The sequence below is a fragment of the Mesorhizobium sp. BR-1-1-10 genome, assembly GCF_020165595.1.
Lineage (GTDB): Bacteria > Pseudomonadota > Alphaproteobacteria > Rhizobiales > Rhizobiaceae > Mesorhizobium > Mesorhizobium australicum.
This window is the reverse complement of the sequence record NZ_JAIUIL010000003.1, coordinates 137,010-161,394: the sequence shown is the minus strand read 5'-3', so window position 1 is coordinate 161,394 and position 24,385 is coordinate 137,010. Positions and strand designations below refer to the sequence as shown.

General features: G+C 62.6%; 24 protein-coding genes and 2 tRNA genes. 9 read left to right on the top strand and 17 right to left on the bottom strand.

What is annotated here, in order from left to right:
• Positions 1 to 309: 309 nt before the first annotated feature.
• The 5 genes from LB555_RS06650 to LB555_RS06630 form a co-directional block, all read right to left on the bottom strand.
• Positions 310 to 3,093 carry a valine--tRNA ligase gene (locus tag LB555_RS06650; RefSeq protein WP_224682514.1) on the bottom strand — a complete coding sequence of 928 codons (2,784 nt, stop codon included), beginning with the start codon at positions 3,091 to 3,093 and terminating at the stop codon, positions 310 to 312.
• A 315-nt stretch (positions 3,094 to 3,408) separates the two neighbouring features.
• Positions 3,409 to 4,233: a PopZ family protein gene (locus LB555_RS06645; RefSeq protein ID WP_015317518.1), complete on the bottom strand. Its 825-nt coding sequence runs from the start codon at positions 4,231 to 4,233 to the stop codon at positions 3,409 to 3,411.
• Positions 4,234 to 4,486: 253 nt separating this feature from the next.
• On the bottom strand, positions 4,487 to 5,872 hold the full coding sequence (locus LB555_RS06640) for a TolC family outer membrane protein (protein WP_015317517.1): 1,386 nt from the start codon (positions 5,870 to 5,872) through the stop codon (positions 4,487 to 4,489).
• Positions 5,873 to 6,052: 180 nt separating this feature from the next.
• Complete coding sequence (locus LB555_RS06635; protein ID WP_015317516.1) at positions 6,053 to 6,721, bottom strand: protein-L-isoaspartate O-methyltransferase family protein; 669 nt, start codon at positions 6,719 to 6,721, stop codon at positions 6,053 to 6,055.
• Positions 6,722 to 6,811: 90 nt separating this feature from the next.
• Positions 6,812 to 6,885, bottom strand: a tRNA-Cys gene (locus LB555_RS06630).
• A 218-nt stretch (positions 6,886 to 7,103) separates the two neighbouring features.
• Here LB555_RS06630 and LB555_RS06625 point away from each other — a divergent pair.
• Positions 7,104 to 7,355, top strand: coding sequence for a hypothetical protein (locus tag LB555_RS06625; RefSeq protein ID WP_015317515.1), 252 nt, complete (start codon positions 7,104 to 7,106; stop codon positions 7,353 to 7,355).
• Positions 7,356 to 7,399: 44 nt separating this feature from the next.
• Here the strand turns inward: LB555_RS06625 and LB555_RS06620 are convergent, their stop codons facing one another.
• Positions 7,400 to 7,660: a hypothetical protein gene (locus LB555_RS06620; RefSeq protein WP_015317514.1), complete on the bottom strand. Its 261-nt coding sequence runs from the start codon at positions 7,658 to 7,660 to the stop codon at positions 7,400 to 7,402.
• Between the two features lie 222 nt (positions 7,661 to 7,882).
• On the opposite strand from LB555_RS06620, the gene LB555_RS06615 reads away from it, so the two are divergent.
• Positions 7,883 to 7,957 (top strand) — tRNA-Asn (locus tag LB555_RS06615).
• Positions 7,958 to 8,088: 131 nt separating this feature from the next.
• On the opposite strand, the gene LB555_RS06610 is transcribed toward LB555_RS06615, so the two are convergent.
• From LB555_RS06610 to LB555_RS06600, 3 genes are all read right to left on the bottom strand, one after another.
• Complete coding sequence (locus tag LB555_RS06610; RefSeq protein WP_023791605.1) at positions 8,089 to 8,388, bottom strand: DUF982 domain-containing protein; 300 nt, start codon at positions 8,386 to 8,388, stop codon at positions 8,089 to 8,091.
• Between the two features lie 43 nt (positions 8,389 to 8,431).
• Positions 8,432 to 8,884, bottom strand: a complete 453-nt coding sequence (locus LB555_RS06605; protein WP_015317512.1) for a hypothetical protein — start codon at positions 8,882 to 8,884, stop codon at positions 8,432 to 8,434.
• Positions 8,885 to 8,952: 68 nt separating this feature from the next.
• Entirely contained in the window at positions 8,953 to 9,441 is a 489-nt protein-coding gene (locus LB555_RS06600) for an Hsp20 family protein (protein ID WP_015317511.1), read from the bottom strand.
• 339 nt (positions 9,442 to 9,780) lie between these two features.
• Between LB555_RS06600 and LB555_RS06595 the strand changes: the two genes are divergently transcribed.
• Positions 9,781 to 10,212, top strand: a complete 432-nt coding sequence (locus tag LB555_RS06595; RefSeq protein WP_015317510.1) for a cupin domain-containing protein — start codon at positions 9,781 to 9,783, stop codon at positions 10,210 to 10,212.
• A 95-nt stretch (positions 10,213 to 10,307) separates the two neighbouring features.
• On the opposite strand, the gene LB555_RS06590 is transcribed toward LB555_RS06595, so the two are convergent.
• Positions 10,308 to 10,763 carry a carboxymuconolactone decarboxylase family protein gene (locus LB555_RS06590; RefSeq protein WP_224682513.1) on the bottom strand — a complete coding sequence of 152 codons (456 nt, stop codon included), beginning with the start codon at positions 10,761 to 10,763 and terminating at the stop codon, positions 10,308 to 10,310.
• Positions 10,764 to 10,866: 103 nt separating this feature from the next.
• Positions 10,867 to 11,295: an SRPBCC domain-containing protein gene (locus LB555_RS06585; RefSeq protein WP_140792302.1), complete on the bottom strand. Its 429-nt coding sequence runs from the start codon at positions 11,293 to 11,295 to the stop codon at positions 10,867 to 10,869.
• Positions 11,296 to 11,494: 199 nt separating this feature from the next.
• Here LB555_RS06585 and LB555_RS06580 point away from each other — a divergent pair, with 199 nt between their 5' ends.
• Both LB555_RS06580 and LB555_RS06575 read left to right on the top strand, forming a co-directional pair.
• Positions 11,495 to 12,253 carry a copper homeostasis protein CutC gene (locus LB555_RS06580; protein ID WP_224682512.1) on the top strand — a complete coding sequence of 253 codons (759 nt, stop codon included), beginning with the start codon at positions 11,495 to 11,497 and terminating at the stop codon, positions 12,251 to 12,253.
• Positions 12,250 to 12,738 carry a GNAT family N-acetyltransferase gene (locus LB555_RS06575; protein ID WP_015317506.1) on the top strand — a complete coding sequence of 163 codons (489 nt, stop codon included), beginning with the start codon at positions 12,250 to 12,252 and terminating at the stop codon, positions 12,736 to 12,738. The genes LB555_RS06580 and LB555_RS06575 overlap by 4 nt, the downstream gene beginning before the upstream one ends.
• A gap of 127 nt (positions 12,739 to 12,865) precedes the next feature.
• Here the strand turns inward: LB555_RS06575 and LB555_RS06570 are convergent, their stop codons facing one another.
• From LB555_RS06570 to LB555_RS06555, 4 genes are all read right to left on the bottom strand, one after another.
• Positions 12,866 to 13,888, bottom strand: coding sequence for an acyltransferase family protein (locus LB555_RS06570; protein WP_224682511.1), 1,023 nt, complete (start codon positions 13,886 to 13,888; stop codon positions 12,866 to 12,868).
• Positions 13,889 to 14,143: 255 nt separating this feature from the next.
• Positions 14,144 to 14,941, bottom strand: a complete 798-nt coding sequence (locus LB555_RS06565; protein WP_224682510.1) for an FAD binding domain-containing protein — start codon at positions 14,939 to 14,941, stop codon at positions 14,144 to 14,146.
• 114 nt (positions 14,942 to 15,055) lie between these two features.
• The gene (locus tag LB555_RS06560) at positions 15,056 to 17,401 is read right to left on the bottom strand and encodes a xanthine dehydrogenase family protein molybdopterin-binding subunit (RefSeq protein ID WP_140723793.1); all 2,346 of its coding nucleotides are present in this window, start codon (positions 17,399 to 17,401) and stop codon (positions 15,056 to 15,058) included.
• 112 nt (positions 17,402 to 17,513) lie between these two features.
• A complete protein-coding gene (locus tag LB555_RS06555; RefSeq protein WP_140661098.1) occupies positions 17,514 to 18,014 on the bottom strand; it encodes a (2Fe-2S)-binding protein in 501 nt (166 codons plus the stop codon).
• Between the two features lie 312 nt (positions 18,015 to 18,326).
• On the opposite strand from LB555_RS06555, the gene LB555_RS06550 reads away from it, so the two are divergent.
• Both LB555_RS06550 and LB555_RS06545 read left to right on the top strand, forming a co-directional pair.
• Positions 18,327 to 19,463 carry an FIST signal transduction protein gene (locus tag LB555_RS06550; protein ID WP_224682509.1) on the top strand — a complete coding sequence of 379 codons (1,137 nt, stop codon included), beginning with the start codon at positions 18,327 to 18,329 and terminating at the stop codon, positions 19,461 to 19,463.
• 14 nt (positions 19,464 to 19,477) lie between these two features.
• Positions 19,478 to 20,818 (top strand): hybrid sensor histidine kinase/response regulator, encoded by a 1,341-nt coding sequence (locus tag LB555_RS06545; protein ID WP_015317500.1) that lies wholly within the window; start codon positions 19,478 to 19,480, stop codon positions 20,816 to 20,818.
• Positions 20,819 to 20,831: 13 nt separating this feature from the next.
• Here the strand turns inward: LB555_RS06545 and LB555_RS06540 are convergent, their stop codons facing one another.
• Positions 20,832 to 21,515, bottom strand: a complete 684-nt coding sequence (locus tag LB555_RS06540; RefSeq protein WP_015317499.1) for a response regulator — start codon at positions 21,513 to 21,515, stop codon at positions 20,832 to 20,834.
• Between the two features lie 230 nt (positions 21,516 to 21,745).
• On the opposite strand from LB555_RS06540, the gene LB555_RS06535 reads away from it, so the two are divergent.
• Together LB555_RS06535 and maiA are read left to right on the top strand one after the other, a co-directional pair.
• Positions 21,746 to 22,441, top strand: coding sequence for a fumarylacetoacetate hydrolase family protein (locus LB555_RS06535; protein WP_140661096.1), 696 nt, complete (start codon positions 21,746 to 21,748; stop codon positions 22,439 to 22,441).
• 3 nt (positions 22,442 to 22,444) lie between these two features.
• A complete protein-coding gene (gene maiA / locus LB555_RS06530; RefSeq protein WP_224682508.1) occupies positions 22,445 to 23,095 on the top strand; it encodes a maleylacetoacetate isomerase in 651 nt (216 codons plus the stop codon).
• A 4-nt stretch (positions 23,096 to 23,099) separates the two neighbouring features.
• On the opposite strand, the gene LB555_RS06525 is transcribed toward maiA, so the two are convergent.
• A complete protein-coding gene (locus LB555_RS06525; RefSeq protein ID WP_224682507.1) occupies positions 23,100 to 24,344 on the bottom strand; it encodes an MFS transporter in 1,245 nt (414 codons plus the stop codon).
• Positions 24,345 to 24,385: the final 41 nt, after the last annotated feature.

Below are 24,385 nucleotides of genomic sequence, written 5' to 3'. Positions count from 1 at the left end.
AACGGTGCAACAACGAATTGATGGGCGTACATGTACATGTTCCCGCAACGTATTTTGGACAAAATGCGAGCGGATGCCGCGGCGCCAAAAAAGGGCCTTTGGCGAGGTTTGCCTTTCCCAAAAAAGGAAAAAAACGGCCAGAAAGGCCCAAAAAAAGCCGATTTAAGGGGTCTTCGGCCCCATTGTTACATTATGGCAACAATGGGGCAAAAACTTCCGTTTACGTCAACATTAACGCAACGGAATGCCGATTTTCGAGGCAAAAGACTACCCATTTTAGAGGGTGCTAAAGTCTCGCGAATCTGCCTTTCAGCCGGCGTCACGAACCCTGGTCAACGCCACCGAAAGCTTGTCCTGCGCGGCGCGATATTCGACGAGCTTTTCCCGCTCGCCTTCGACGATCTCGGCCGGCGCGCTGGCGACGAACTTCTCGTTCGACAGTTTCTTGTGCAGGCGCGCGATTTCCTCGGTGACCTTGGCCAGTTCCTTCTGCAGCCGCGCGGCCTCCGCGGCGAGGTCGATCAGGCTGCCCAGCGGCAGGCAGATCGTCGCCTCGTTGAGCACGATCTGTGCCGACCCCTTGGGTGCCGCATCGGCGAGCGAGATGTCGCCGACACGCGCCAGCCGTTTGATCGCTGACTCCTCGCGAACCAGCCGCTCGCGCGTCACATCGTTGGCGCCGACGACCACCAGTGGTGCAATGGCTGCCGGCGGCACGTTCATCTCCGAGCGCACCGAGCGGATGCCGGAGACGAGATCGACCAGCCAGTTGATGTCGCCAGCCGCTTCATGGTCCTCGAAATCCGGCGACGGCCATGCGGCATGGCACAGCAGCGAGCCCCGCTCCCTGCCCTCGCCCGCCGTCTGCGCCCAGAGCTCCTCGGTCATGAACGGCATCATCGGATGCAGGAGCTTGTAGATCTCGTCGAGCACGAAGGCGACGCAGGCGCGGCTTTCGGCCTTGGCGGCCTCGTCCGAGCCCATGAACACCGGCTTCAACAGTTCCAGATACCAGTCGCAGAACAGGTTCCAGACGAAGCGGTAGGCGGCTCCAGCCGCCTCGTTGAAGCGATACGAGGTGATGCCGTCGGTGACCTCGCGCGCGGCGCGTGTCAGTTCGGTCAGGATCCAGCGGTTGACCGCCAGCTTGGCGTCGTTCAGCCAGAAATCGTCATTGCGCGCGACTTCGTTCATCTCGGCGAAACGCGTCGCGTTCCACAGCTTGGTGCCGAAATTGCGGTAGCCGGCGATACGCGCCGGATCGAGCTTAACATCGCGCCCTTGGGCAGCCATCACCGTTAGGGTGAAACGCAGCGCATCGGCGCCATATTCGTCGATCAGGTCGAGCGGATCGATGACGTTGCCTTTCGACTTCGACATCTTGGCGCCGTTCTTGTCGCGCACCAGCGCATGCATATAAACGGTGTGGAACGGCTCCTCGCCCATGAAGTGGAGGCCCATCATCATCATGCGGGCGACCCAGAAGAAGATAAGATCGAAGCCGGTCACCAGCACGTCGGTCTGATAATAAGTCTTCAGCTCCGGCGTCTGCTCCGGCCAGCCCAGCGTCGAGAAAGGCCACAGCGCCGACGAGAACCAGGTGTCGAGCACATCCTCGTCGCGGGTCAGGATCTCGCCCGGCTTGAAGTTCTCGAGCTTGTCCTCGACCCAGGCCTTCCATGGCCCTTCCAGCGCCAGATAATATTCGATGGCGGCGCTCAGCGCCTCTTCCTCGGTCTTCTCGACGAAGACACGCCCATCTGGCCCGTACCAGGCCGGAATCTGGTGACCCCACCAGAGCTGGCGCGAAATACACCAGGGTTCGATATTCTCCATCCACTGGAAGTAGGTCTTGTCCCAGCTGTTGGGGATTATTTTGGTGCGCCCCTCGCGCACCGAGGCGATCGCCGGCTTGGCGAGTTCCGCCGCGTTGGCGTACCACTGCTCGGTCAGGAACGGTTCGATCGGCACGCCGCCGCGGTCGCCATGCGGCACCGCATGGCGGTGCGGCTCGACCTTGTCGAGGAAGCCGCCGGCCTCCATCAGCTCGACGATCTTCTTGCGCGCAACGAAACGGTCGAGGCCGTCGAGCTCGTCCCAGACGGCCTGGCGCTCCGGCGTCACCTCGACGCCGGCGAGGAAGTCCTCATTATCCCTGAGCTTGATGGCCGCTTCGACGGTCAGGATGTTGATCGCCGGCAGCTTGTGGCGCTTGCCGACCTCGAAGTCGTTGAAATCATGCGCCGGCGTGATCTTGACCGCTCCGGACCCCTTTTCCGGATCGGAATACTCGTCGGCCACGACAGGGATCTTGCGCCCGACGATCGGCAGGACGACATTCTTGCCGACGAGATGCCGGAACCGGTCGTCCTCTGGATTCACCGCGACAGCCGTGTCGCCCAGCATTGTCTCGGGACGAGTCGTCGCCACGATAACGAAGGTTTTTGGATTCTCGGGATCGAACGTCACGCCTTCGACCGGATAGCGGAAATGCCAGAGGTTGCCGTTGACCTCCTGCTGCTCGACCTCGAGATCGGAGATCGCGGTCAACAGTTTCGGGTCCCAGTTCACAAGGCGCTTGTCCTTGTAGATCAGCCCTTCCTTGTAGAGCGTGACGAAGACTTCGAGCACGGCCTTGGAGAGGCCCTCGTCCATGGTGAAGCGTTCGCGCGACCAGTCGGCGGAAGCGCCGAGACGTTTCAGCTGGTTGAAGATCGCGCCGCCCGATTCGGCCTTCCACTCCCACACTTTCTCGATGAATTCCTCGCGGGTGAGATCGCGGCGGTGGATCTGCTTTTCCATCAGCTGCCGCTCGACCACCATCTGCGTGGCGATGCCGGCATGGTCCATGCCGGGCTGCCACAAGACGTTCTTGCCACGCATGCGCTCGAAGCGGACCAGAATGTCCTGCAGCGTGTTGTTGAGCGCATGGCCCATATGCAGCGAGCCGGTGACGTTGGGCGGCGGAATGACGATGGTGAAGGCCTCGGCCCCCTCCTCCGCCCCAGCGCCGGCGCGAAACGCGTCGGCTTCCTCCCACACCTTGGCGATCTTCGGCTCGACGGTTTTTGCGTCGTAGGTCTTTTCAAGCATGGGAAAACGGTCCGCGCTGTCGGGAATTTTGCTGGTTCGGTGTAAATCGGAAGGTCTTGGCCAAGTCAACCGCGAGGGATGTCCTGAGGCTTCACAAGCAGATAGGCGTCGGCCTATTCATTTCAACGGACGGGCCGTGGGCGTCTTGACGCCAATGGATCGCTGGACCCAGACCCCGGGGCTCGCGCACCTTCATTGTCAGCGACTCCGACGGCAACCTGCTCGCCTTCGCCAGTTCGGCAACCAGTGACTGATCCAACCACAACGAGAAACGCCGCCTCGGCGGCGGCGTTTCTCGGGATGCTAGCCTGGACGTTATTGCGCTCCGCGTGCCACGCGCTCGATCTCTTCGCGCACCAGCCTTTCGACCAGCGTCGGCAGATTGTTGTCCAGCCAATCCTGCAGCATCGGACGCAGCATTTCTTCGGCCATCTCGTCGAATGTCTTCTTGCTGCGGCTGGCAAAGGCGTCGGACAGTTCGCCGAAGGCGGCCGCGACCTGGCGGCCGGTATGTTCGGAAAGAATCGCGGGACGCACCGCCGGCGTTTCGTTCGCCGCCGCGCGCGCCTCAGCCGTACCCGTTGGAGCATCGCTTGAAGGAGCCCGGTCGATCGCAGGTTCCGCCACCACTGGTTTGCTTGCCGAAACCTCCGGCTCTGCCGCTGGCTTGCGGACGCTCCGGTCCGGCATCGCCTTGGCTTGCTCGCCAACCGCCGCGATCTCGCGCCGCCAATCGGCGACGATGGCTTCACTTGTCGCAACCTCCGCGGGAGCCGCTGGCGCGTCGGCGGCAGGCTCGGCGGCAACCCGGGCGCTGACCTCGGCCAGGGTCATCGGCGTCCTGCCCGGAGCCGGATCGGCACGCGGCGGCGCATCCATGCGCGCAATCGCCGGCTGCGCCTGGATTGTTTCGGTCACAGCGACCGGCTTCCTGACCTCGGGAGCGGCATGCAATTCGGCGCGAAACGCATCGATGTCGGCGGCTGCCACAGCGCTCGGTGGCGGCTCCAGGTCCTGCTGCAATTCGTCGGCCTCGCCGGGCTGCTTGCGGCCATTGTCGCTGTCTTCGATGATCCTCCTGATGGAAGCCAGTATCTCTTCCATGGAAGGTTCGCGCTGTGCGCTGCTTGCCGTCGCCATCGTCACATCCGCCGCCCTTGTGACCCGTTGCAGATTTTCCGCTCCGGCAAAAGCCGGATTCGAATCATGGCGACAGCGTAACCGACGGATCGCCGCACGAGAATCCCCAATCTGGGGACATGTGGGATTTCAACAGATTAGAGCAAATCCGCCAAAGCCGTGTGACGGTCCCGTCAGCTACCGACCAAGGGAGAACGATGGTCCAACGGTGTCGATCGAATCCTAGCCAGAAAACGCCGATCGAGCGAACGGCCTAGCGGCCGTCCGGCGTGCGCAGGCCGATCCACTTGTCCTTGACGGCATTATAGTGCTCTTCGGGCCTGTACTTCGTCACCTGCAGCGCAAGCCGGTCGACAGACAGGCGGCCAATCGCCTGAAGGATGGCATAGCTCGCCACGACCACGTCGTGTTCGGAATTGGCCTGGTTGATCTTGGCGGTAATCACGGTGGCCTGCGCATTGAGTACGTCAAGCGTCGTGCGCTGGCCGACATTGCGTTCCTCGATGACGCCGTTCAGCGCCAATTGTGCGGCGTCGATAACCTGCCTGTTGGCGGATACGCTTTGCTGCGCGGCGGTGTATTGCGACCATGCCGTGGCGATGGCCTGGCGCACCTGGTCGCGGGTAACGTCGACCTGGATGCGTGCTTGCCCCAGCGATTCCTTGTTCTGCCGCACGACCGCCGACGTCCGGCCGCCGGAGTAGATTGGAATGGTCAGCGTCGCGCCGATATTGGCCGAGGTCGAATTGCCGTTGGAACCGGTGATGTCGGGAATGGACTTGCGGTAATCTTCCGAAACGCCGGCCGAAGCCGACAGCTGCGGCAACAGCGCGCCTTCAGCCGATTTGACTGAAAACGCTGCGGCGTCGACCAGATGCTGAGTGGCAAGGATGGCCGGGTGTTCGGCCGAGCCGACGGCGATCGCCGCGTCGAGGCTCGACGGCAGCAACCGGCCCAATGGCGAAGCGGGCCTGAGCTTGCCAGGCTCGTCACCGACGACCTGGTGATAGGTCGCAGCGCTGGCCAGCGCCTGTGCGCGGGCCGCGCTCAGCGATGCCACCGCGGAAGCTCGTGAGGCATCGGCCTGCGCGACATCGGTGCGCGTGCCTTCGCCGACTTCGAAGCGCGAGCGCGCGGCGCGCGCCTGCTCGCTCAGGAACTGCAGGTTCTGCTCGGTCAGCACCGCGATCTGCCGGTCGCGAATCACGTCCATATAGGCCATGGCCGCGTTGAACAGCGTGTTTTCCTCGGTATTGCGCAGGCTTTCCACCGACGCCTTGACCTGGGATTCGGCGGCCGCGACATTGTTCCTCGTCTGAAACCCGTCGAACAGCGATTGATTGATCTGAATGCCGTAGCTGCCGCTTGTCAGTTTCGAACTGCCGCCGCCATTTGCCCGGCGCGTGTTCGTATAATCGATGTTGGCTGAACCTGTAACCGTCGGCCGCCAGCCCGACTTGGCGATGGCCACACTCTCGTCGGTGACACGCACGCCGGCGCGCGATGCATTCAGCGTGGAATTGTACTGATAGGCTTTTGAAAGCGCGCCGGTGATGGTTTCAGCCGAAGCAGCCAGTGGGGATAGCGCGGTCGCCGAAACAAGGACGGCGGTGAAAAGTGACTTGCGTACTGACGGCACGGTGTATCCCTCATTCGTTTTCCATGGGAACCGCGCCGCGCCGGCTTCTCCTTCCAGAGCAGGCGGCGTGGCGTGTTTATGTTCCCTGTCGCTCAGCCCAAAGTGCCCCCAGTCTGGGATCAGCAACGATCGTTCAAATGCAAGCGACCATGACAAGGTCTTTGCTGCAAGGCAAATCATTCAGAATTCGAAAGCATGCTCACGTTCGAACCCGGGTAGTGGCTTAATTGCCGCATTAAACGCCCTTCTCCCGGTTACAACCCCCCCGGCTTTGACAAAAAGTCGCGCCACGCCTGAATTGCCCTGGCCCTCGACCGCCACCAGGCGGCCGCCTTCGGCGAGCTGGTCGAGCAGCGCCGACGGCACTTTACTGACACTGCCGCCGATGAAGATGACCTCGTAAGGCGCCTTCGCGGCATGGCCTTGCGCCAGGGCGCCCTGAACCACGGTCACATTGCCGCAGCCAAGCCCGGACAGGGTCGACGCGGCGGTTTGCGCCAGTGCCGAATCGCTTTCGAGCGCCACGACGGATCTCGCCAGGCGCGACAGGATGGCCGAGGCATAACCGGTGCCGCAACCGACATCGAGCGCCGAGTCGGTCGGGTTGATCTCGGCCAGTTGCATCAGCTTGGCCAGTGGCGAAGCTTCCATCAGGTAACGCGGGCCATCGGCGCTGTCGGCGATGCGGATGTCCTCGTCGATATAGGCCAGATCGCGCTGGCGATCGCCGACGAAGACCTCGCGCGGCACCGAAAGCATCGCGTCGAGCAGCGGCGCGCTGGTCACGTCGGTGGTGCGAACCTGACCATCGACCATCTTGACGCGAAGTTCGGAAAAATCAGCGCTCATGCTCCAACCAATCTGCTTGCCGCGCCAGAATCGCGGTTCATTTCGACCGGAACTTCAGGCTCCGGCGCTGACGCGCTGGAGCCCGGGTATTGGAGGCCTCGCCCGGAATCGAACCGGGGTGCAAGGATTTGCAGTCCTCTGCGTAACCACTCCGCCACGAGGCCTCATTGCTCCCGGCGTTCCACCCGGTTCCAATAGGTTGCGGCGAAAATGCCGTCAAGCGGCCACACGCATTCCAAAACGGTTTCCTTGCGCCGGCTCCGCGCCCTGTTAGATCGCCGTCGGAGCCGCCCACTCATATTGGCAATCCGTTAAGCATGGCAAATGATCGAGCGAAACTCCGCGCACCGGCTTGCGTTGAGAAACAGGGAGGGACTGCATCATGGCCCTGGCCAAACCGAAGGACGAAACGCACGAAACCGAAAGCGTGCCGCTGCTGGGATGCGAGGAATTGGTGCGCTATGCCATCGAGTGCCTGAGAATAGAAGGCACTGGCAGGCTTTCACCCCGCGACCGGGCGCGCCTGGCCTCGGCTTCAGCCGTCCTGAAGGAGATCAGCGAAGATCTGAAGGCAGGCCAGCAACCGAATTCGGAGGAATCCGGCACCAGCACGGAGAAACAGCGCGACGATTGATTCTCGTCGAAGGCCGCCATGCGACATGCATCGGTATCGGCCGCTCAATTCGGCCGGCGTCGCCGCTCCCACCAGACGACCAGGCGGCGCCGGTGGCGGCGCACCATGGCAATTTCGTAGGAGAGCACCAGCAATCCGAGCGGCACCATCCAGAAGCCGAGGATCGGCAAGAACCCGAGGATGCCGCCAAGGGTCAATAGCACGCCGATCGTGATTCTGAGGCCGCGCGACTGCGGCATGGTGAATTCACGCCCGAACACCGAGATCTTTCTTGCGGGTATCGGGTTTTCGTCCGCTGCCGTCATCGTGAAGAACTGCCTGTGTTAGGGCTCGACAATCTCATTTTACGAAAGCCGCGACCGCCCTTTCGGTTCCGCGCTCGTCGCCAAGACGGCTAATATGAGGGTGGGCAAGGCCGATTGCGAGAAACGCCTGAGCGAAAAAGTCTCGGAAAAATGCGAAATGCTTCTTTGCAAAGCCGAAACGGGTTTGCTATAGGCTGCGCCACTTGCTCAAAGAGCCTCCGTTCCCCGGTAGCTCAGTGGTAGAGCAACCGGCTGTTAACCGGTTGGTCGCTGGTTCGAATCCGGCCCGGGGAGCCAATTTCTCTAAAGACCTCTCTGCCTGCCATCGCCGGCGCCACACGCGACGTGGTGGGATTCGACGTGACGTGCTAACCCGTAGGGACTGCGGGCAGCGACACCTCTGGGCAGTGCCGCTGCCGGTGTCGCAGCTAGGCGGCCACCCCACCGCGGCCAGATTTGGTGCCGCTCATCCAAGGCAGCGGAGCAAGCGGCTCCTGCAGCATCTTGACGGATCTCGCGAACCCAGCGACGGCATCGCGCGCAACCGAGAGTGGTATCTGGCCATCGTAAGCACGCTGGCAAGCCCGGAAGGCCGTTTCGAAAATCGGGCCTCGACGCTCCCGCGGCCACTCATCCAGGAAATCGAATGCATCCTCAAGGCTTCCTATTTCTTGGATGAACTGGCCATCCTTGACCAGCACTGGTCGATCGAACGTCCTGTCGCTCATATAGTCCTCCATTCGGTCGAGCGAGTTGGTCTGCTTCAGCTTTTTACGCGACGGCATGCTCAGGCTCCGCGAACATGCCGCCATCCCCACACCTGGGTGGGACACCGGCATATGCCGGAACCGGCGGCGGATCATCGTCATCGTCATCTCGCCAGGGGTACCGCAGCCAGTTGCGCCTGGTTTTGTTGCGACGCTGGTCTGAGGACGGACTGCGATCAAACGGTGCCCTGGCCGTCGGCTTGCGCGCAATCTCGTCCAGGGTGTGGAGCGCACGAAGAATCTCGCTGACCTGCGCCATCGCACCGTTGTCCAATTGACGCAGGGTTGGATTGTCAGGAACCGCATGGGCGTCCGAGGCCCAGAAGGCGAGCAGAGCCCTCTTCTCGCCGATCGTCATGTTCTCGTTCAGGACGTCCTCGGGCGTACGCAGCGCAGCGAATTCCGCTGCGTAATCCGTCGGTTTGGATTCATGAAAACTGTAAGCTTGGAATCTCATCTCCGTTCTCCGCGATCTGTGCCTCCCGGCCGAGCCGGGAGGCGGACCACAGACTGAGGTTTCTTGTATCAGGCCACCTTGCGTTGCGGCTCGGCATCCACATCCATGGACTGCTTGTTGCCGCCATCCTGAAGCGGAACCGCTGCGGCGTTGGAACCGATCTCGATGCGCCGGGGCTTGAGTTCCTCGGGCACTTCGCGGACCAGGTCCACCGACAGCAGGCCATTATGAATATTGGCCGCCTTGACCTTGACGTGGTCTGCAAGTTTGAACACCTGCTTGAAGTTACCTATCGCCAGGCCCCGGTGGAGGATCTCCCGATGTTGCTGATCGGGCTTTCTCTGTCCGATGACGGACAATTCAGGGCCGTTCTGCACAAGTTCCACTTCGTCGAGACCGAAGCCGGCGACGGCCATCGTGATACGATAGTCGTTGTCGCCATTCTTCTCGATGTTGTAGGGCGGCCAGTCGGAGCGCACACTGTTTTCGAGCATGTCGAAGAGCCGGTCGAAGCCGACCGTGGTGCGGTAAAGAGGCGAATAATCAAAGCTTCTCATAGCCATATCCTCCGTGAAGCAACATGGTTTACGGGTCGCCGCAGCGTCGCCGCGACGCGGTATGTCGAGCCGAAGCCTCGACGGAAAACGATCTGGGAATCACGATTTTTTTATTCAAGAGGTCGCCCGAAATTTTTTTGAAGCGGCACTACGGCCATTCCTGACCGGGCATGCATCAGGCCTTGCGGCGACATACCTCCGGTTGGAAGCGGGTGAGGAATATGGCCCGGGTCGTGGATCAACCGCCCGTGCAAATGCACGCAGGTTCGGCCTCTGGTCACGAGCGGCTTGCACGCCGCCGCCGCCGCGCGATAGATGCGTCGGTCAAGGGAGGACATCATGCGGAAAATCCTGGCATCGGTATTGCTGCTCACGGCAGCATCGTTCGCGACCGGCGCTCATGCGCTGGACAGCAGCGGAACCCCAGTCGTCGTGACGCCACTCGCATCACGTACCACCACTGCATCCGGGCAGCCGATCACGCTGCCGCGGAAGAACGTGCAGGTGCTGGTCTCGACCTATGACATCGCGCCCGGCGCGACCTTGCCGGTCCATCGCCATCCCTTCCCGCGCTACGCCTATGTCCAGGCCGGAACGCTGAAGGTCACGAATGTCGAAACCGGCAACAGCAACACCTACAAGACTGGCGATTTCATCATTGAAATGATCGGGCAGTGGCACCAGGCCACCAACATTGGCGACGGGCCGGTCAAGCTCCTGGTGATCGATCAGGTCGAGGAAGGCGCCAAGAATACCGAATTGCGACAGTAGCCACCAGGTTACATAGGTGCTCCCGGCGGGGCGGGAAGGCAATGCGCCGCCCGCCCCCTCGCCTCGTGGACCCAGCCCCCATGTGAACCCGGCGCTCAGCCCCAGGCGCCAACCGGCTGCCGGGTCGTCGCGTTCAGCCTGTTGAAGGCGTTGATCAGGGCGATCTGGATGACCAGTGCGGCAAGGGCCTTCTCGTCATAATGCCGGGCCGCCTCCTCCCAGATATCGTCCGGCACCGCGTCCGGTCGGTCGGCGAGCCTTGTGCCGGCTTCTGCCAGCGCCAATGCCGCGCGTTCGGCGTCGGTGAAATAAGGCGTTTCCCTCCAGGCAGCGAGGGCAAAGATGCGCTCTTCCTTCTCGCCGGCTTTCTTGAGCTCGCGCGCGTGCATGTCGACGCAGACGCTGCAGCTGTTGATCTGACTGGCGCGCAGATGCACGAGCTTGCGTGTCACATAGGGCAGGTCCGCTGCCTCGGTCGACTTGTCCAGCGCCAGAAACGCCTGCAGGGCGCCTGGGATGAGCATCACCGGGTTCTTGATTCTCGCTTGCATGTGTCTTTTCCTTTTGAACTGTTCTCCGGGCGTGTTTTCCCGGCCCGGACGCCTCGCATCCAGGGTTTCGAACTTGATGAAACTGTTAGCTGCCTGCCGGGTGTCAGGCCTGGTTTGAGGTAACCTGTTCGAGCCGTTCGAGAATGCGCGGCCAGCCACTTCCCATGCCGATATAGCCACGCTCGTCGGCGGGCCGGAATCCCGACTGCTCCATTCGCACCCGGGTCGCCGTCCCCTCAGGTTTCAGTGACCACGTCACCACGGTTTTCAACCCACTGTCCGATTCCGTCCCATCGCCCCAGCTATAAGCCAGCAGCCGCGGCGCCTCGACTTTTAGCACCACACAGTTCGTCACCCCGGACCATCCGGGAACTGGTGTCGCACGGAATGTGAAGCGATGCCCCTCTTGGGCAGCGAAGTCATTCTGCATGAGCCATTCGCCGACGAGTACCGGCAGGGTCAGTGCGCGCCATATCTTTTCCGCCGAATATGGAATCAGCCTTTCGACGACGATCGATTTGGTTTCCGTCATGCCTTGCTCCTCTCGTTGCTGTAGTGGTGCCACGCGCAAAATCATAACCCATCAGCTATGTATAACCCATAACCCTGCAGTTATGTGACTGTCAAGAATGGAATCTGCCGTCTGGTCCAAGTGGCGGCGTAGCGTTCACGCTTCCGCGCCAGGCGCCCGGGTGCTAGGGCTTGCGCAACACCATGGATTGGATCGCCCCTTGACCCCAAAAATTCGCCCGCCGCTTATAGAAATCTGTGTCGAAGGCATTGATGGCCTGCTCGCCGCGCAGGCCGCCGGCGCCGACCGGATCGAACTCTGCGCCAGCCTTGTCGAAGGCGGCACCACGCCGAGCCTCGGCACCGTGCGCGCCGCTCTCGACCAGGCGACCGTGCCCTTTCATGTCATGGTGCGGCCGCGCGGCGGGGATTTTCTCTACAGCGAGACCGAATACCGCTCGATGCTTGCCGACGTCGCCGCGCTTCGCGAACTCGGCGTGCCCGGCGTGGTGTTCGGCTGCCTGAACGCCAACGGCGCCATCGACGAGCAGCGCATGCGCGAATTGACAGAGGTGGCGGGCCCCTTGAACGTCACCTGCCACCGCGCCTTCGATATGACTCGCGATCCGGCCGAAGCCCTGGAAGCGCTGATCCGCTGCAGGGTTGGCCGCGTGCTGACCAGCGGCCAGCGCGACACGGCGATCGAAGGCCTGGCATTGCTGCAAGAGCTGGTCCGGCTGGCCGGCGAGCGCATCATCATCCTCGGTTGCGGCGGGCTCGATCTCGGCAATATCGCCGAGGTGCGCGCAAGGACTGGCCTGGCCGAAATGCACTTCGCCGCCCTCAAGGACGTGTCGAGCGCCATGCGCTACCGCAATCCGAAGGTCGGCATGGGCGGCTCCGATCTCGACCGCGAATATCGCAACACGCTGACCGATACAGCGCTGGTGGCGGCGACAATCGCGGCGGCCAAGGCATGACCTCGCCCATTGACCGCATTGCGCAGGCCGACGAAGCGGCAATACTGGCGCTCAACAACGAGCACGCCGCCGAATTGTCGTGGCTTGAAGCCGAACGGCTGTCGTTCCTGCTCGCCGAGGCCTTTTACGCGCGCCGCATCGGCGATCTCGAAGCCTTCATCATGACCTTCGACCAGGATGCCAACTACGACAGCCCGAACTTCGTCTGGTTTCGCGAGCGTTACATCAGCTTCATCTATGTCGACCGCGTCGTCGTGGCGGCGCACGCAAGAGGCCGCGGCCATGCTCGCCGGCTCTATCGGAACCTGTTCGACCATGCGCGGAGCGCCGGTCACGCGCTGGTCACCTGCGAGGTCAACACCGACCCGCCCAACCCCGCCTCGGATGCCTTCCACGCCGCACTCGGCTTCGTCGAAGTCGGCGACGCGGTGATCCATGGCGGCAAGAAAGCGGTGCGCTATTACGTCAGGCAGATCGCCACCTGATCGGGTGGCACCCGCCGACTCACCTGGACGTTGCGCCACCCCGGAAAACAGCTAAGCGCTATCTGACGAAAAGGGACCTCGCGGTCGTACGGCTATCGTCTGGCCACCATCAAAACAATCGGGCGGCTCACCAATTGCGGTTGAGCCATTCGCGTGCTGGGCGCTCGATCAGGTAGTAGCTGCAGAGCGCGCAGGCAAAAACCCCGGCCAGCATCGGCCATGGATTGCTGCCTTGCTCGTAGACGAATTTGTAGAAGGGCTGCTGCCACAGATAGAGCGAATATGACCATAGACCCAGCGTCGTCATCGGCAGGGACGACAGCCATCCGGACAAGAACCGCGTGCTGAAATCCAGCGCGTTGACGGCAATCGCCAGCAATGGCACCGCGGCCAGGTAGTGGATCGGTGTCGGTACCGAGTCCATGAACAGGCAAACCGCGCCGACGGCCGCCGAAACGGCGACATAAGGCCCCTTCAGCAAGGTCGGCAGCTTGCCGTCCGCTTTGAGCAGGCAGATCGCGGCCGACAGCAGGATCGAGGCGATGTGCACGTCGGTGCGCCAGTACGTGGCTTCATAATCCAGGTGCAGGAACCAGTAGGAAACCGCGCCATTGACCATGGCCAGCAGAGCCAGGACCAGCAGCAGCGGGATGACACGGCTGCGGCTGGCAATCACTGCGCTGATCGCCGCCAGGATGATATAGGCATGCTCTTCGATGCAGAGCGACCAGATGTGGTCGAGTGCGCCAGCCCGATTCAGGAGAATTCCGGCATAGTTGTAGGTGAAGGTCAGCGCCGTCAGGGCCGCCTTCCATTTGAAGGCGATGAACGTGCCTGAGAGCGCGATCATGGCGACGATGACAAAGACCAGAAGCGCCGGATAGATGCGCGAGAACCGGCGTTTGAAAAATTTCTTCAGCGGATAGCGTTCGATGAACAGGATTTCGGCCATCAGCCGGCCGCTCAGCACGAAGAAGAATTCGACGCCCAGCACGCCCAGATTGATCCCGGGAACGGGAAAAAAATGCCCGATCAGCACGAGCGCGATCGACAGACCGCGCCAGCCATCGAGATAGGCCAGTCTTGTCCTGGCCGGTCGCTCGACGATCGCTCGGGGCGGAGCCAGATGGGTCGCGGAAATTTCGGACATGCCGATCCCTTCGCATTGTAATGCGAAAGGCACGGCTATTCCCGAACCCGGCTCGCATTCCCGCCCTGATCTATACTGCAGCGCAATATAAGTTTGTGCAAGTGCGAGATTGCCGCCGATGCATGTCCCCCGCAGCATGGGCCGGAATTGCTTCAAGCAAGGATGGGGACGTGGCCGACGGGAACTAGGCCTACGGTCGCCGGGAATGAAAACGGGCCGTGACAGCCCGTTCCCCCGTCCGTAATCGATCTTGCGTCAGGCGTTGGCTGCCGCCACCGCGCGCTTGGCCATGACTGTGATCAGATTGGCACGGTAGTCTGATGAAGCGTGAATGTCGCTCATCAGGTTCTTCGCCGGAACTTTCACACCATTGAGCGAAGCGGCATCGAAGCTCTTGGCAAGTGCTGCCTCGATCTCCTTCGAGCGGAAGACGCCGTCGTCGCCGGCGCCGGTGACGGCAACACTGACGCCGTCCTTGCCCTTGGCCACGAACACGCCGACGATCGCGTAGCGCGAGGCCGGATTGCGGAATTTTTCGTACGCAGCCTTCGCCGGTGCCGTAAAGGAGACCGCCGTGACGATCTCGCCGTCCTTCAAGGAGGTTTCGAACAGCCCCTTGAAGAACTTGTCGGCTGACATCTCGCGCTTGTTGGTGATGATGGTGGCGCCGAGCGCCAGAAGTGCGGCCGGATAGTCCGCCGCCGGATCGTTATTGGCGATCGAACCGCCGATCGTGCCCTTGTGGCGTACCGCCGGATCGCCGATCAGCGACGCCAGCTGGGCAAGTGCCGGGCAGGCCTTGCGCAGCTTCTCGTCATTGGCGACCTCGAAATGCGTGGTGGCAGCGCCGATCGTGACCGTCTTGCCCGACACCTTGACCCCCTGCAGTTCCTTGATGCGGGACAGGTCGACCAGATCGGACGGCGCCGCCAGCCGCGTCTTCATGGCGGGGATCAAGGTCATGCCGCCGGAAAGCAGCTTGGCGTCGCCGCTCTTCACGAGCTTGGCGGCTTCAGTGACCGAGGCGGCACGGTGATAGTTGACTGCGTACATGGGATCCTCCCCCTAAGTGGTTAGTCAGCAGTGAGTAGTCAGTAGGGAGCAGGGAATGGCCGCCGCCGGAGATGGCACGCTGCCCTATCCGCAACTCACTACTTCCCTACTCACTCATTTCGCGGCGCGGATCGCGGCCCACACGGTGGACGGTGTGGCCGGCATGGCTATATCGACGATGCCGATGGCGTCGGTGATGGCATTGATCACTGCTGGCGGCGAGCCGATGGCACCGGCTTCGCCGCAGCCCTTGATCCCGAGCGGGTTGCTCGGACATGGCGTGTTCGACGTCGAGACCTTGAACGACGGCAGGTCGCCGGCACGTGGCATGGTGTAGTCCATGTAGCTTGCCGTCAGCAGTTGCCCGCTGGCGTCGTAGTGAGCGCCTTCCAGCAGCGCCTGGCCGATGCCCTGGGCGATGCCGCCATGCACCTGTCCTTCGACGATCATCGGATTGATGATGTTGCCGAAATCGTCCGCAGCCACGAACTGGACGATCTCGGTCGTTCCGGTTTCCGGATCGATCTCGACCTCGCAGATATAGCAGCCCGCCGGGAAGGTGAAGTTCGCGGGATCGTAGAACGCCGTTTCCTTCAGGCCTGGCTCCATGCCGGCCGGCAAATTGTGCGCGGTATAGGCGGCCAAAGCCACCTGGAACCACGGCAGGCTCTTGTCGGTGCCGGCGACCTTGACCTCGCCGTTCTCGATGACGATGTCGCCCTCGTCGGCTTCGAGCAGGTGGGCGGCGATCTTCTTGGCCTTGGCCTCGACCTTGTCGAGCGCCTTGGCGATCGCCGACATGCCGACCGCGCCCGAGCGCGAGCCGTAGGTGCCCATGCCCATCTGCACCTTGTCGGTGTCACCGTGGACGATCGACACCGAATCGATTGGCACCCCGAAACGCTGGTTGACCAGTTGCGCGAACGTCGTCTCGTGCCCTTGGCCATGGCTGTGCGAGCCGGTCAGCACCTCGATGGTGCCGACGGCGTTCACCCTCACCTCAGCCGATTCCCACAGGCCGACGCCGGCGCCGAGCGAGCCGACCGCCGCCGACGGCGCGATGCCGCAGGCCTCGATGTAGCAGCTCATGCCAATGCCGCGCAGCTTGCCATTCCTGACCGAATCCGCCTTGCGCCTGGCAAAGCCGGTATAGTCGGCGGTCTTCATCGCCGCATCGAGCGAAGCGCCATAGTCCCCGGCGTCATAGTTCATGATCACCGGTGTCTGGTGCGGAAACGTGGTGATGAAATTCTTGCGCCTAAGGTCTGCCGGCGAGACGCCGAGCTCACGTGCCGCCGCTTCCATGGTGCGTTCCAGAAGATAGGTGGCTTCCGGCCGCCCTGCCCCGCGATAGGCATCGACGGGTGCCGTGTTGGTATAGACAGTGCGCACATTGGCGTGGATGGCCGGGATGTCATATTGGCCCGACAGCAGCGTTGCATAGAGATAGGTTGGCACGCAGGACGAGAACAGCGACATGTAGGCGCCGAGATTGGCGATCGTATCGACCTTGAAGCCGGTAATCCTGTTGTTCTTGTCGAACGCCATTTCCACCGTCGAGACGTGGTCGCGGCCATGCGCGTCGGTGAGGAAGCTCTCGGTGCGATCGGCGACCCATTTCACCGGCACGCCGGTCTTCTTCGAGGCCCACAGGCAGACGATCTCTTCCGGGTAGATATAGATCTTGGAACCAAAGCCGCCGCCGACATCCGGCGCGATCACGCGCAGCTTGTTTTCGGGCGCGACATTGTAGAAGGCGCTCATCACCAGCCGCGCGACATGCGGGTTTTGCGATGTCGTCCAGCAGGTATAATGATCCTCGGCCTTGTCGTAATGGCCAAGTGCGGCGCGCGGCTCCATGGCGTTCGGCACCAGCCGGTTGTTGACGATCTTCATGCGCGTGACATGCGCCGCCGCCTTGATGGCGGCGTCGGTGGCCATGGCATCGCCGATTTCCCAATCGAAGATCAGGTTGTTCTCGGCCTCGGCATGGACCTGCGGAGCGCCCTTTTCGAGTGCCTTTGTCGCATCGACGACCGCCTTCAATTCCTTGTAGGTGATCTCGACCGCCTCGGCCGCATCGCGTGCCTGGCCCTTGGTTTCCGCCACCACCACCACGACCGCATCGCCGACATAACGGACCTTGTCGACTGCCAGCGGCGACCATGCGCCCATCTTCATGGGCGTGCCGTCCTTGGAATGGATCATCCAGCCGCAGATGAGGTTTCCGATGCCGTCGGCCTTCAGTTCCTTGCCGGTCAAGACGCCGATGACGCCCGGCATGCCTTGAGCCGCTTTCACGTCGATCTTCTTGATCTGCGCATGGGCGTGCGGGCTGCGCACGAAGGCCGCATGCTTCATGCCGGGCACCACCATGTCGTCGACATAGCGGCCGGCGCCGGTGATGAATCTTTTGTCTTCCTTGCGCGCGACCCGAGCGCCGACACCTTCGATACCCATGCAGAGATTCCTCCCGAAAAGTGAATAGGAAGTGTGAATAGGAAGTAGTAGTGAGGACAGCCGCCGGTTCAGACCGATTACTGACTACCGACTACTCCACTCCTCTTTTCCCTCACGCCGCTTGCTTCGCCTTGCCCTTGGCCCCCTTCGACATCGTCGTCGATGCGGCGAGGATGGCTTTCACGATGTTGTGGTAACCTGTGCAGCGGCAGATATTGCCTTCGAGTTCTGCCCGCACCGTGGCCTCGTCGAGGCCTTCGGGGTGGCGGTTGATCATGTCGGTCGCGGCCATGATCATGCCCGGCGTGCAAAAGCCGCATTGCAGACCATGATGTTCCTTGAAGGCTGCCTGGACGGGATGCAAGTCGGCGCCACTGGCCAGGCCTTCGATCGTAATCACGCTCGACCCCGAGGCCTGGACCGCGAGCATGGTGCAGGACTTCACCGCCTTGCCATCGACATGCACGACGCAGGCGCCGCATTGCGAGGTGTCGCAACCGACATGAGTGCCGGTCAGGCCGAGGTTCTCCCGCAGGAAATGGACGAGCAGCGTTCGATCCTCGACGGCACCGCCGACCCGCTTCCCGTTCACCATCAACGAAACGTCCGACATAGCCCCTCCCTGGGTGTCAACCTTGGTCATCACGCTGCCGACGCGCCGCTGGCACTTCGGCCACGTGCTAGTCGTACACCGCACAACGCACAAAAAACAGCACGACGGAAAAGGCGGATCATTGTACTTTCGGTCATGGCCAGGGCACCAAAGTGCATTCCTCCGGCCCCATTGCCAAAACGCCTTCTGGCGGCAACAATGCCCTCGTCGCCCGCGCGCCAGAAGCACTTGAAAAGCCGCGCACAAGAAGGCGTCGGAGGAAATGCGGGAGGACCGCCGCTGACAAGTTCACGGACGCGCTACGCATGCGGCTTGTCGGCGCTGACCACGGACCAGCCCGACCCGGATGTCTTCGCACGAGCGGTAGCCGCCGAGGCCGCCGCCATCAATGCCGACTTTGCCCTCGTGTTCTTTTCCCAGAGCCTGATCGAGGCCGGCGCCCTGTCACGGGCACTCTCGGCCCACGCGCCGTGTCTCCACCATGCTGGCTGTTCCACCGCCGGCGAGATCACGCCGCAGGGGCTCGAGGAAGGCCATATGCTGGCGATGCTGCTGCCCTCGGCGTCCTTCACGGCGGTCAGCACGATGATCGACAATCTGTCGACATCGGGCATGGACAGGATCACCGAAGAGGTCGAGGCCCTGCGGCGCACGCTGCGCGCCCGGCTCGGCGGCGAGCAGACCAGCAACACCTTCGCGCTCTGCTTCATCGACGGGCTGTCCTATGCCGAGGAAGCGGTGAGTTCGGCCATCCACTGGGGTCTCGACGACATACCGCTCCTCGGCGGCTCGGCTGGCGACGATTTGAAATTCGAGACGACGCGTCTGATCTCGAACGGCAGGGTCACCTCCGACAGCGCCATCATCGTGCTGGTCGCCACGGAAATTCCGTTCCACGTCTTCAAGACCGACAATTTCGTTCCCACCGACGAAAAGCTGGTGGTGACCGCGTCCGATCCGGATCACCGCGTCGTGCGGGAATTCAACGCCACCAATGCGGCGGAGGAATATGCCGCTTCGGTCGGGATCCTCCCACAGACCTTGACACCGTTGAGCTTCGCCTCGCATCCAGTGGTGGTGAAGGTGGGCGGAGAATATTACTGCCGCTCGATCCAGAAGATGCACGCGGATGGCTCGCTGTCGTTCTTCTGCGCCATCGACGACGGTGTCGTGCTGTCGATCGCCCAGCCCAAGGACATGGTGGACGCGACACGAGCGGCATTGCGCGAGGTCGAGGAAAGGCTGGGCGGCATCGATATGATCCTTGGCTTCGACTGCGTGCTGCGCCGGCTGGATGCGCGCAACCGCCAGGTCTTTCGTGACATTTCGGAACTCTACCGGGTCAACAATGTCATCGGCTTCGGCACCTATGGCGAACAATACCGGTCGATGCACCTCAACCAGACTTTCACCGGCATCGCTTTCGGCGACCGCCAGGCGGCTGAATAGGGCGGCGCAACAGCATGCCGCTCAGGAACATAAACGATCTCGACAGGCTGAAGAAGATCAACGCCGCCCTGGTCAGCCGCGTCGAGCGCTCGATGGACCAGCAAGGCAATGCCTTTTCGCTGTTCCAGACGGCGATCTCGTTGGAAAGCCGGGTGCGTACGCGCACCGAGGAACTGCATTCGACGTTGCGGCGGCTGGAGCAGTCGAACATCGATCTCAGCGCCGCCAAGGAAAACGCCGAACAGGCGAACCTGTCCAAGACACGGTTTCTGGCTGCGGCCAGCCACGACGTGCTGCAGCCGCTGAACGCCGCCCATCTCTCCGTCTCAGCCCTTGCCGAGGTGCAGACCAGCGAAGAGGGAAAGAAGCTCGTGCGGCAGGTCGAGCGCTCGCTGGAAACGATGGAAGACCTGCTGCGCACCTTGCTCGACATCTCCAAGCTCGACGCCGGCGTGGTTCAGCCCGACATTGGCGACGTCAGCCTGGAGGCGCTGTTCTCGTCCCTGCGCTCGGATTTCCAGCCTGTGGCGGAATTGAAGGCGCTGTCGCTGAAATTCCGGCCGGTCAATGCCGTGGTCCGCTCGGACAGGACGCTGCTGCGCCGCATCCTGCAGAACATCCTTTCCAACGCGCTGGGCTATACGCGCTCGGGCGGCGTCCTTGTCGGCACACGCCATCGCGGCGACACCATCCGCATCGATGTCGCCGACACGGGCTGCGGCATCCCCGAGGATCAGCGCGAAGCGGTGTTCGAGGAGTTCCATCGCGGCACCTTGCCGGCTACCGCCGAACTCGACGGCGGCGGTCTTGGGCTGGGGCTCGCCATCGTGCGCCGCATGGCCGGCGCGCTCGGCCATCCCGTCACGTTTTCATCCAGGGTCGGCCGCGGTACCATCTTCCACATCGATGTCCCCGTCGGCCTCGGCGCGCCGGCCGACGCCATCGCCAGCGCCGCCAGCATGGAGCGGCCGCGCGGCTACGGCCTGTTCGGCACCAAGGTGCTGCTGGTCGAAAACGACGCCGAAGTGCTGGAAGCCATGACCTTCCTGCTCGAACGCTGGCAGTGCCTGGTACGCGCGGCGACCTCCACCGCCGATGCGCTGGACATGCTTGGCGACACCGACTGGCTGCCCGACATCGTCATTGCCGACCAGCATCTCGACGGCGGCGATCTCGGCACCACCACCATATCGGAGGTCCGCGACTATCTCGGCCGCGCCGTGCCGGCGCTGATCGTCACCGCCGACAGCTCCGAAGCCGTGGCCAAGGCAGCACGGGCCGGCGGCATCGAACTGATGCGCAAGCCGGTGAAGCCGGCGCAACTGCGCGCCCTGCTGGCGCATCTGCTGGCATAGCGGGAGGGTTGGCTCAAAACCCTACCTGATCCCGGAACAGCTCGGCGCTGTCCAGCTTCGACACCTCGATCACCGCTTGCGTGCGGCTATACACATTGAGCTTGCGCAGGATCTCCGACACATGCGCTTTCACCGTGGTCTCGCCGACCTGCAGCTCGTAGGCGATCTGCTTGTTGAGCAGGCCCTGGCGCAGCATCTGCAGCACGCGCAATTGCTGCGGCGTCAGCTTGGAAAGCCGCTGCACCATATCGGCGCGATCGGTGCTGTCGGCGCCCGGCGGCAGGCCCTCATAGGTTTCAGGCACATAGATCGCGCCGTCCATCACCGAGCGAATGGCGGCGGCGAGATCGCTCTTGCGCGCCGATTTCGGAATGAAGCCGGCAGCGCCGTAGGACAAGGCCTCGGAAATGATGCGAGGCTCCTCATAACCCGACACGATCACCACTGGCAGGCGCGGATAGCGGGTCCTGAGCTGCAACAACCCCTCGAAGCCGTGCACGTCGGGCATGCTGAGGTCCAGAAGCGCAAGGTCGAAAGGCTTTGCGTCGGCCAGCAAGTCCAGCGCCTCGGCGATCGAGCGCGCTTCGACTGTGTCGACCTCGGGATAAGCCATTTGAACGGCGCTGTGCAGCGCCTCGCGAAACAGCGGATGATCGTCGATGATAAGGAACCGGACGCGATCGGTAGGGGCTGTCATAGGGCTCGTTCCGGTTTACCGGGCACACCATAGTCTCCTGACCATGGCCGGATTATTGGCAAATAGTCTATCGCCGTCGAACAGGTTTCATCGCTGCAAAAAAATGATCGGAAGCCTGAATTCCTTATACAGCCTAGGCGAAGCCCATGCTTTATCAAAAGCGACGCCTTGCCCGCCCCTGGAAATCGGCCGAATGTGCCGCCGACTCCCCGCCAAACGCAGAGACCGCCATGACCGCCTTTGTCCTTCCCGCCCCGCCAACGCCTTCCGTCGCCATTGCGGGTTCCGGCGAACGCTTTGCCGTGCGGCGCATTTTCTGCGTCGGCCGCAACTATGCGGCACATGCGCGCGAGTTCGGCAATGACGATCGCGATCCGCCCTTCTTCTTCACCAAGCCGGCCGACGCGGTGGTCGATTCCGGCACTGATATCCCCTACCCGCCGCTGACGGAAAACCTCCACTTCGAGATCGAACTGGTGGTGGCGATCGGCACCTCAGGCTTTCGCATTTCCCGCGACAAAGCGCTGGACCATGTCTGGGGCTATGGCGTCGGCATCGATCTCACCCGCCGCGATCTCCAGGATGCCGCCAAGAAGGCGGCGCGGCCCTGGGACTGGTCGAAGGCCTTCGACCGTTCCGCGCCCTGCGGCCCGCTGGTTGCCGCACGGAAATCCGGGCACCCGGCCAAGGGACGCATCTGGCTCGCCGTCGACGGCGCGGTGAAACAGGATGCCGACCTCGCCGAACTGATCTGGCCGGTGTCGGACATCGTCTCGATCTGCAGCGAAGGCGTGGAATTGCAGGCTGGCGACCTGATCTTCACCGGCACGCCCGCCGGTGTCGGCGCGATCAAGCCGGGTGAAACGATATCAGGCGGTGTCGACGGCATCGGCACGATCGAACTGACCATCGGCCAGCGGAAGTAACGTATGAGCGACATTGTCCTGCACAACTACTTCCGCTCCTCCACCTCGCACCGGGTGCGGATTGCCCTGGAGATGAAAGGGGTGGGCTATGACTACATCCCGCATCACCTGCGCCATGGCGAGCATCTGGAGGCGGCCTATCTCGCGATCAATCCGCAGGGGCTGGTGCCGGCACTGATCTGGAGCGACGGCATGCTCCTGACGCAATCGCTGGCGATCATCGAGTTTCTCGACGAGACCATACCTGAGCCCCCGCTATTGCCGAAGGATCCGCCGAGCCGGGCACGAGTGAGAATGCTGGCGCAGATGATCGCCTGCGACATCCACCCGGTGAACAATCTGCGCGTGCTGACTTCGCTGCGCACCCTGTTCGGCGCCGGCGACCAGGATGTCGCCAACTGGTTCCGGCATTGGGTCAATGAAGGATTTGGACCGCTCGAAGAATTGCTCACCGCGTCGCCCGAAACCGGCGCATTCTGTCATGGCGAGGCGGCGGGGCTGGCCGACATCTGCCTTGCCGCGCAAGTCACCAGCAACGCCCGCTTCGGCGTCGACATGACGCCCTACCCGACAATCGCGCGCATCAGCGCCGCCTGCATGGCGCTACCCGCCTTCCAGAAAGCCGCGCCACAGAACCAGATCGACGCCGAGTAAGGGCTCACCGGCCAACGCGCAGTGTCAGCGCCCAGAACAGCAGCGCGATCAAGCCGATGCTCGCCCCCAGAAATGAGACCCCACTCCAGCCCGCCGCGGCATAGACCATGGTCGAGGCGATCGAGCCGAGCGCACTGCCGACCGAGTAGAAGATCATGTAGCCGCCGACCAGCCGGCTGCGCGCATCCGGCCGGCGGGCGAAAATCAGGCTCTGGTTAGCAACGTGGACGGCCTGGATTGCCAGATCCAGCATGACGACGCCGGCGACAAGCAACCATAGCGACGTGCCCATGAAGGCGATCGGCAGCCAGGCCGCCGCCATCATAAGCAGGCTGAGGCCAGTGACCATTTGACCATGCCCGCGATCGACAAGGCCGCCTGTCCATCGCGCCCCCAGCGCGCCGGCGACACCGGCAAGGCCGAACAGCCCGATCGCGGTGTGCGACAGTGAAAATGGCGGCGTGCTGAGCGGCAGCACCAGCGGTGCCCACAGCACGTTGAAGCTGGCGAAGATCAACAAGGCGAGCACCGCGCGCACGCGCAGCAGCGGTTCCCGCACGAATAGCAGCACCATCGAGCACAACAGCCTGACATAGGAGGTGCGCGGCCGCTCTGCCTCGTGGCGCGGCAGGATGGTGTGGAGAACAACCGCCATGACAAGTGTAAGGCCGGCCGAGACAAGATAGACCCAGCGCCAGCCGGCGAGATCGGCGACGACTCCGGCGACGAAGCGGGCAAGCAGGATGCCTGTTATGACGCCGCTGGTGACGGTGCCGACCGCCCGCCCCCGTTGCGACGGCGCGGCGAGGTCGGCCGCGTAGGCAACCAGCATCTGCACCACTACCGCAAGCAGCCCGACAGCCGCGAGGCTCGCCAGCAGCATCGCCGCGTTCGGGGCCAGTCCAACGGCTATCAGCGCCACGGCCGAAAGGATCGCCTGGCCGGCAATCAGCTTGCGGCGGTCGAACAGGTCGCCCAGCGGCACGATGAAGAACAGGCCAAGAGCATAGCCAACCTGCGTGACCGTCACCACGATGCCGATCGAGGCCCGCGCGATGGCAAAATCATGCGCCATGGCGTCGAGCAGCGGATGGGCGAAATAGACATTGGCGACGCTCAGGCCACAGGCGATGGCGAAGACCAGCGCGGTCATTCCGGACAATCCCGGTGATGATTCTGGCGTAACCTGCCCCGGCTCTTCGCGCTGCTCCACCTTCGTTGGCGCGCCGTTCACCACCTGTATATTCATGCTGCTCTCCACAAAAGGTTTCAAATTGAAACCACTTGTGG

Coding starts and splice junctions, on each gene's coding strand:
- LB555_RS06650 (WP_224682514.1), bottom strand. CDS start 3,093: ATGCTTGAAAAGACCTACGACGCAAAAACCGTCGAGCCGAAGATCGCC.
- LB555_RS06645 (WP_015317518.1), bottom strand. CDS start 4,233: ATGGCGACGGCAAGCAGCGCACAGCGCGAACCTTCCATGGAAGAGATA.
- LB555_RS06635 (WP_015317516.1), bottom strand. CDS start 6,721: ATGAGCGCTGATTTTTCCGAACTTCGCGTCAAGATGGTCGATGGTCAG.
- LB555_RS06625 (WP_015317515.1), top strand. CDS start 7,104: ATGGCCCTGGCCAAACCGAAGGACGAAACGCACGAAACCGAAAGCGTG.
- LB555_RS06620 (WP_015317514.1), bottom strand. CDS start 7,660: ATGACGGCAGCGGACGAAAACCCGATACCCGCAAGAAAGATCTCGGTG.
- LB555_RS06610 (WP_023791605.1), bottom strand. CDS start 8,388: ATGAGCGACAGGACGTTCGATCGACCAGTGCTGGTCAAGGATGGCCAG.
- LB555_RS06605 (WP_015317512.1), bottom strand. CDS start 8,884: ATGAGATTCCAAGCTTACAGTTTTCATGAATCCAAACCGACGGATTAC.
- LB555_RS06600 (WP_015317511.1), bottom strand. CDS start 9,441: ATGAGAAGCTTTGATTATTCGCCTCTTTACCGCACCACGGTCGGCTTC.
- LB555_RS06595 (WP_015317510.1), top strand. CDS start 9,781: ATGCGGAAAATCCTGGCATCGGTATTGCTGCTCACGGCAGCATCGTTC.
- LB555_RS06590 (WP_224682513.1), bottom strand. CDS start 10,763: ATGCAAGCGAGAATCAAGAACCCGGTGATGCTCATCCCAGGCGCCCTG.
- LB555_RS06585 (WP_140792302.1), bottom strand. CDS start 11,295: ATGACGGAAACCAAATCGATCGTCGTCGAAAGGCTGATTCCATATTCG.
- LB555_RS06575 (WP_015317506.1), top strand. CDS start 12,250: ATGACCTCGCCCATTGACCGCATTGCGCAGGCCGACGAAGCGGCAATA.
- LB555_RS06570 (WP_224682511.1), bottom strand. CDS start 13,888: ATGTCCGAAATTTCCGCGACCCATCTGGCTCCGCCCCGAGCGATCGTC.
- LB555_RS06565 (WP_224682510.1), bottom strand. CDS start 14,941: ATGTACGCAGTCAACTATCACCGTGCCGCCTCGGTCACTGAAGCCGCC.
- LB555_RS06560 (WP_140723793.1), bottom strand. CDS start 17,401: ATGGGTATCGAAGGTGTCGGCGCTCGGGTCGCGCGCAAGGAAGACAAA.
- LB555_RS06555 (WP_140661098.1), bottom strand. CDS start 18,014: ATGTCGGACGTTTCGTTGATGGTGAACGGGAAGCGGGTCGGCGGTGCC.
- LB555_RS06545 (WP_015317500.1), top strand. CDS start 19,478: ATGCCGCTCAGGAACATAAACGATCTCGACAGGCTGAAGAAGATCAAC.
- LB555_RS06540 (WP_015317499.1), bottom strand. CDS start 21,515: ATGACAGCCCCTACCGATCGCGTCCGGTTCCTTATCATCGACGATCAT.
- LB555_RS06535 (WP_140661096.1), top strand. CDS start 21,746: ATGACCGCCTTTGTCCTTCCCGCCCCGCCAACGCCTTCCGTCGCCATT.
- maiA (WP_224682508.1), top strand. CDS start 22,445: ATGAGCGACATTGTCCTGCACAACTACTTCCGCTCCTCCACCTCGCAC.
- LB555_RS06525 (WP_224682507.1), bottom strand. CDS start 24,344: ATGAATATACAGGTGGTGAACGGCGCGCCAACGAAGGTGGAGCAGCGC.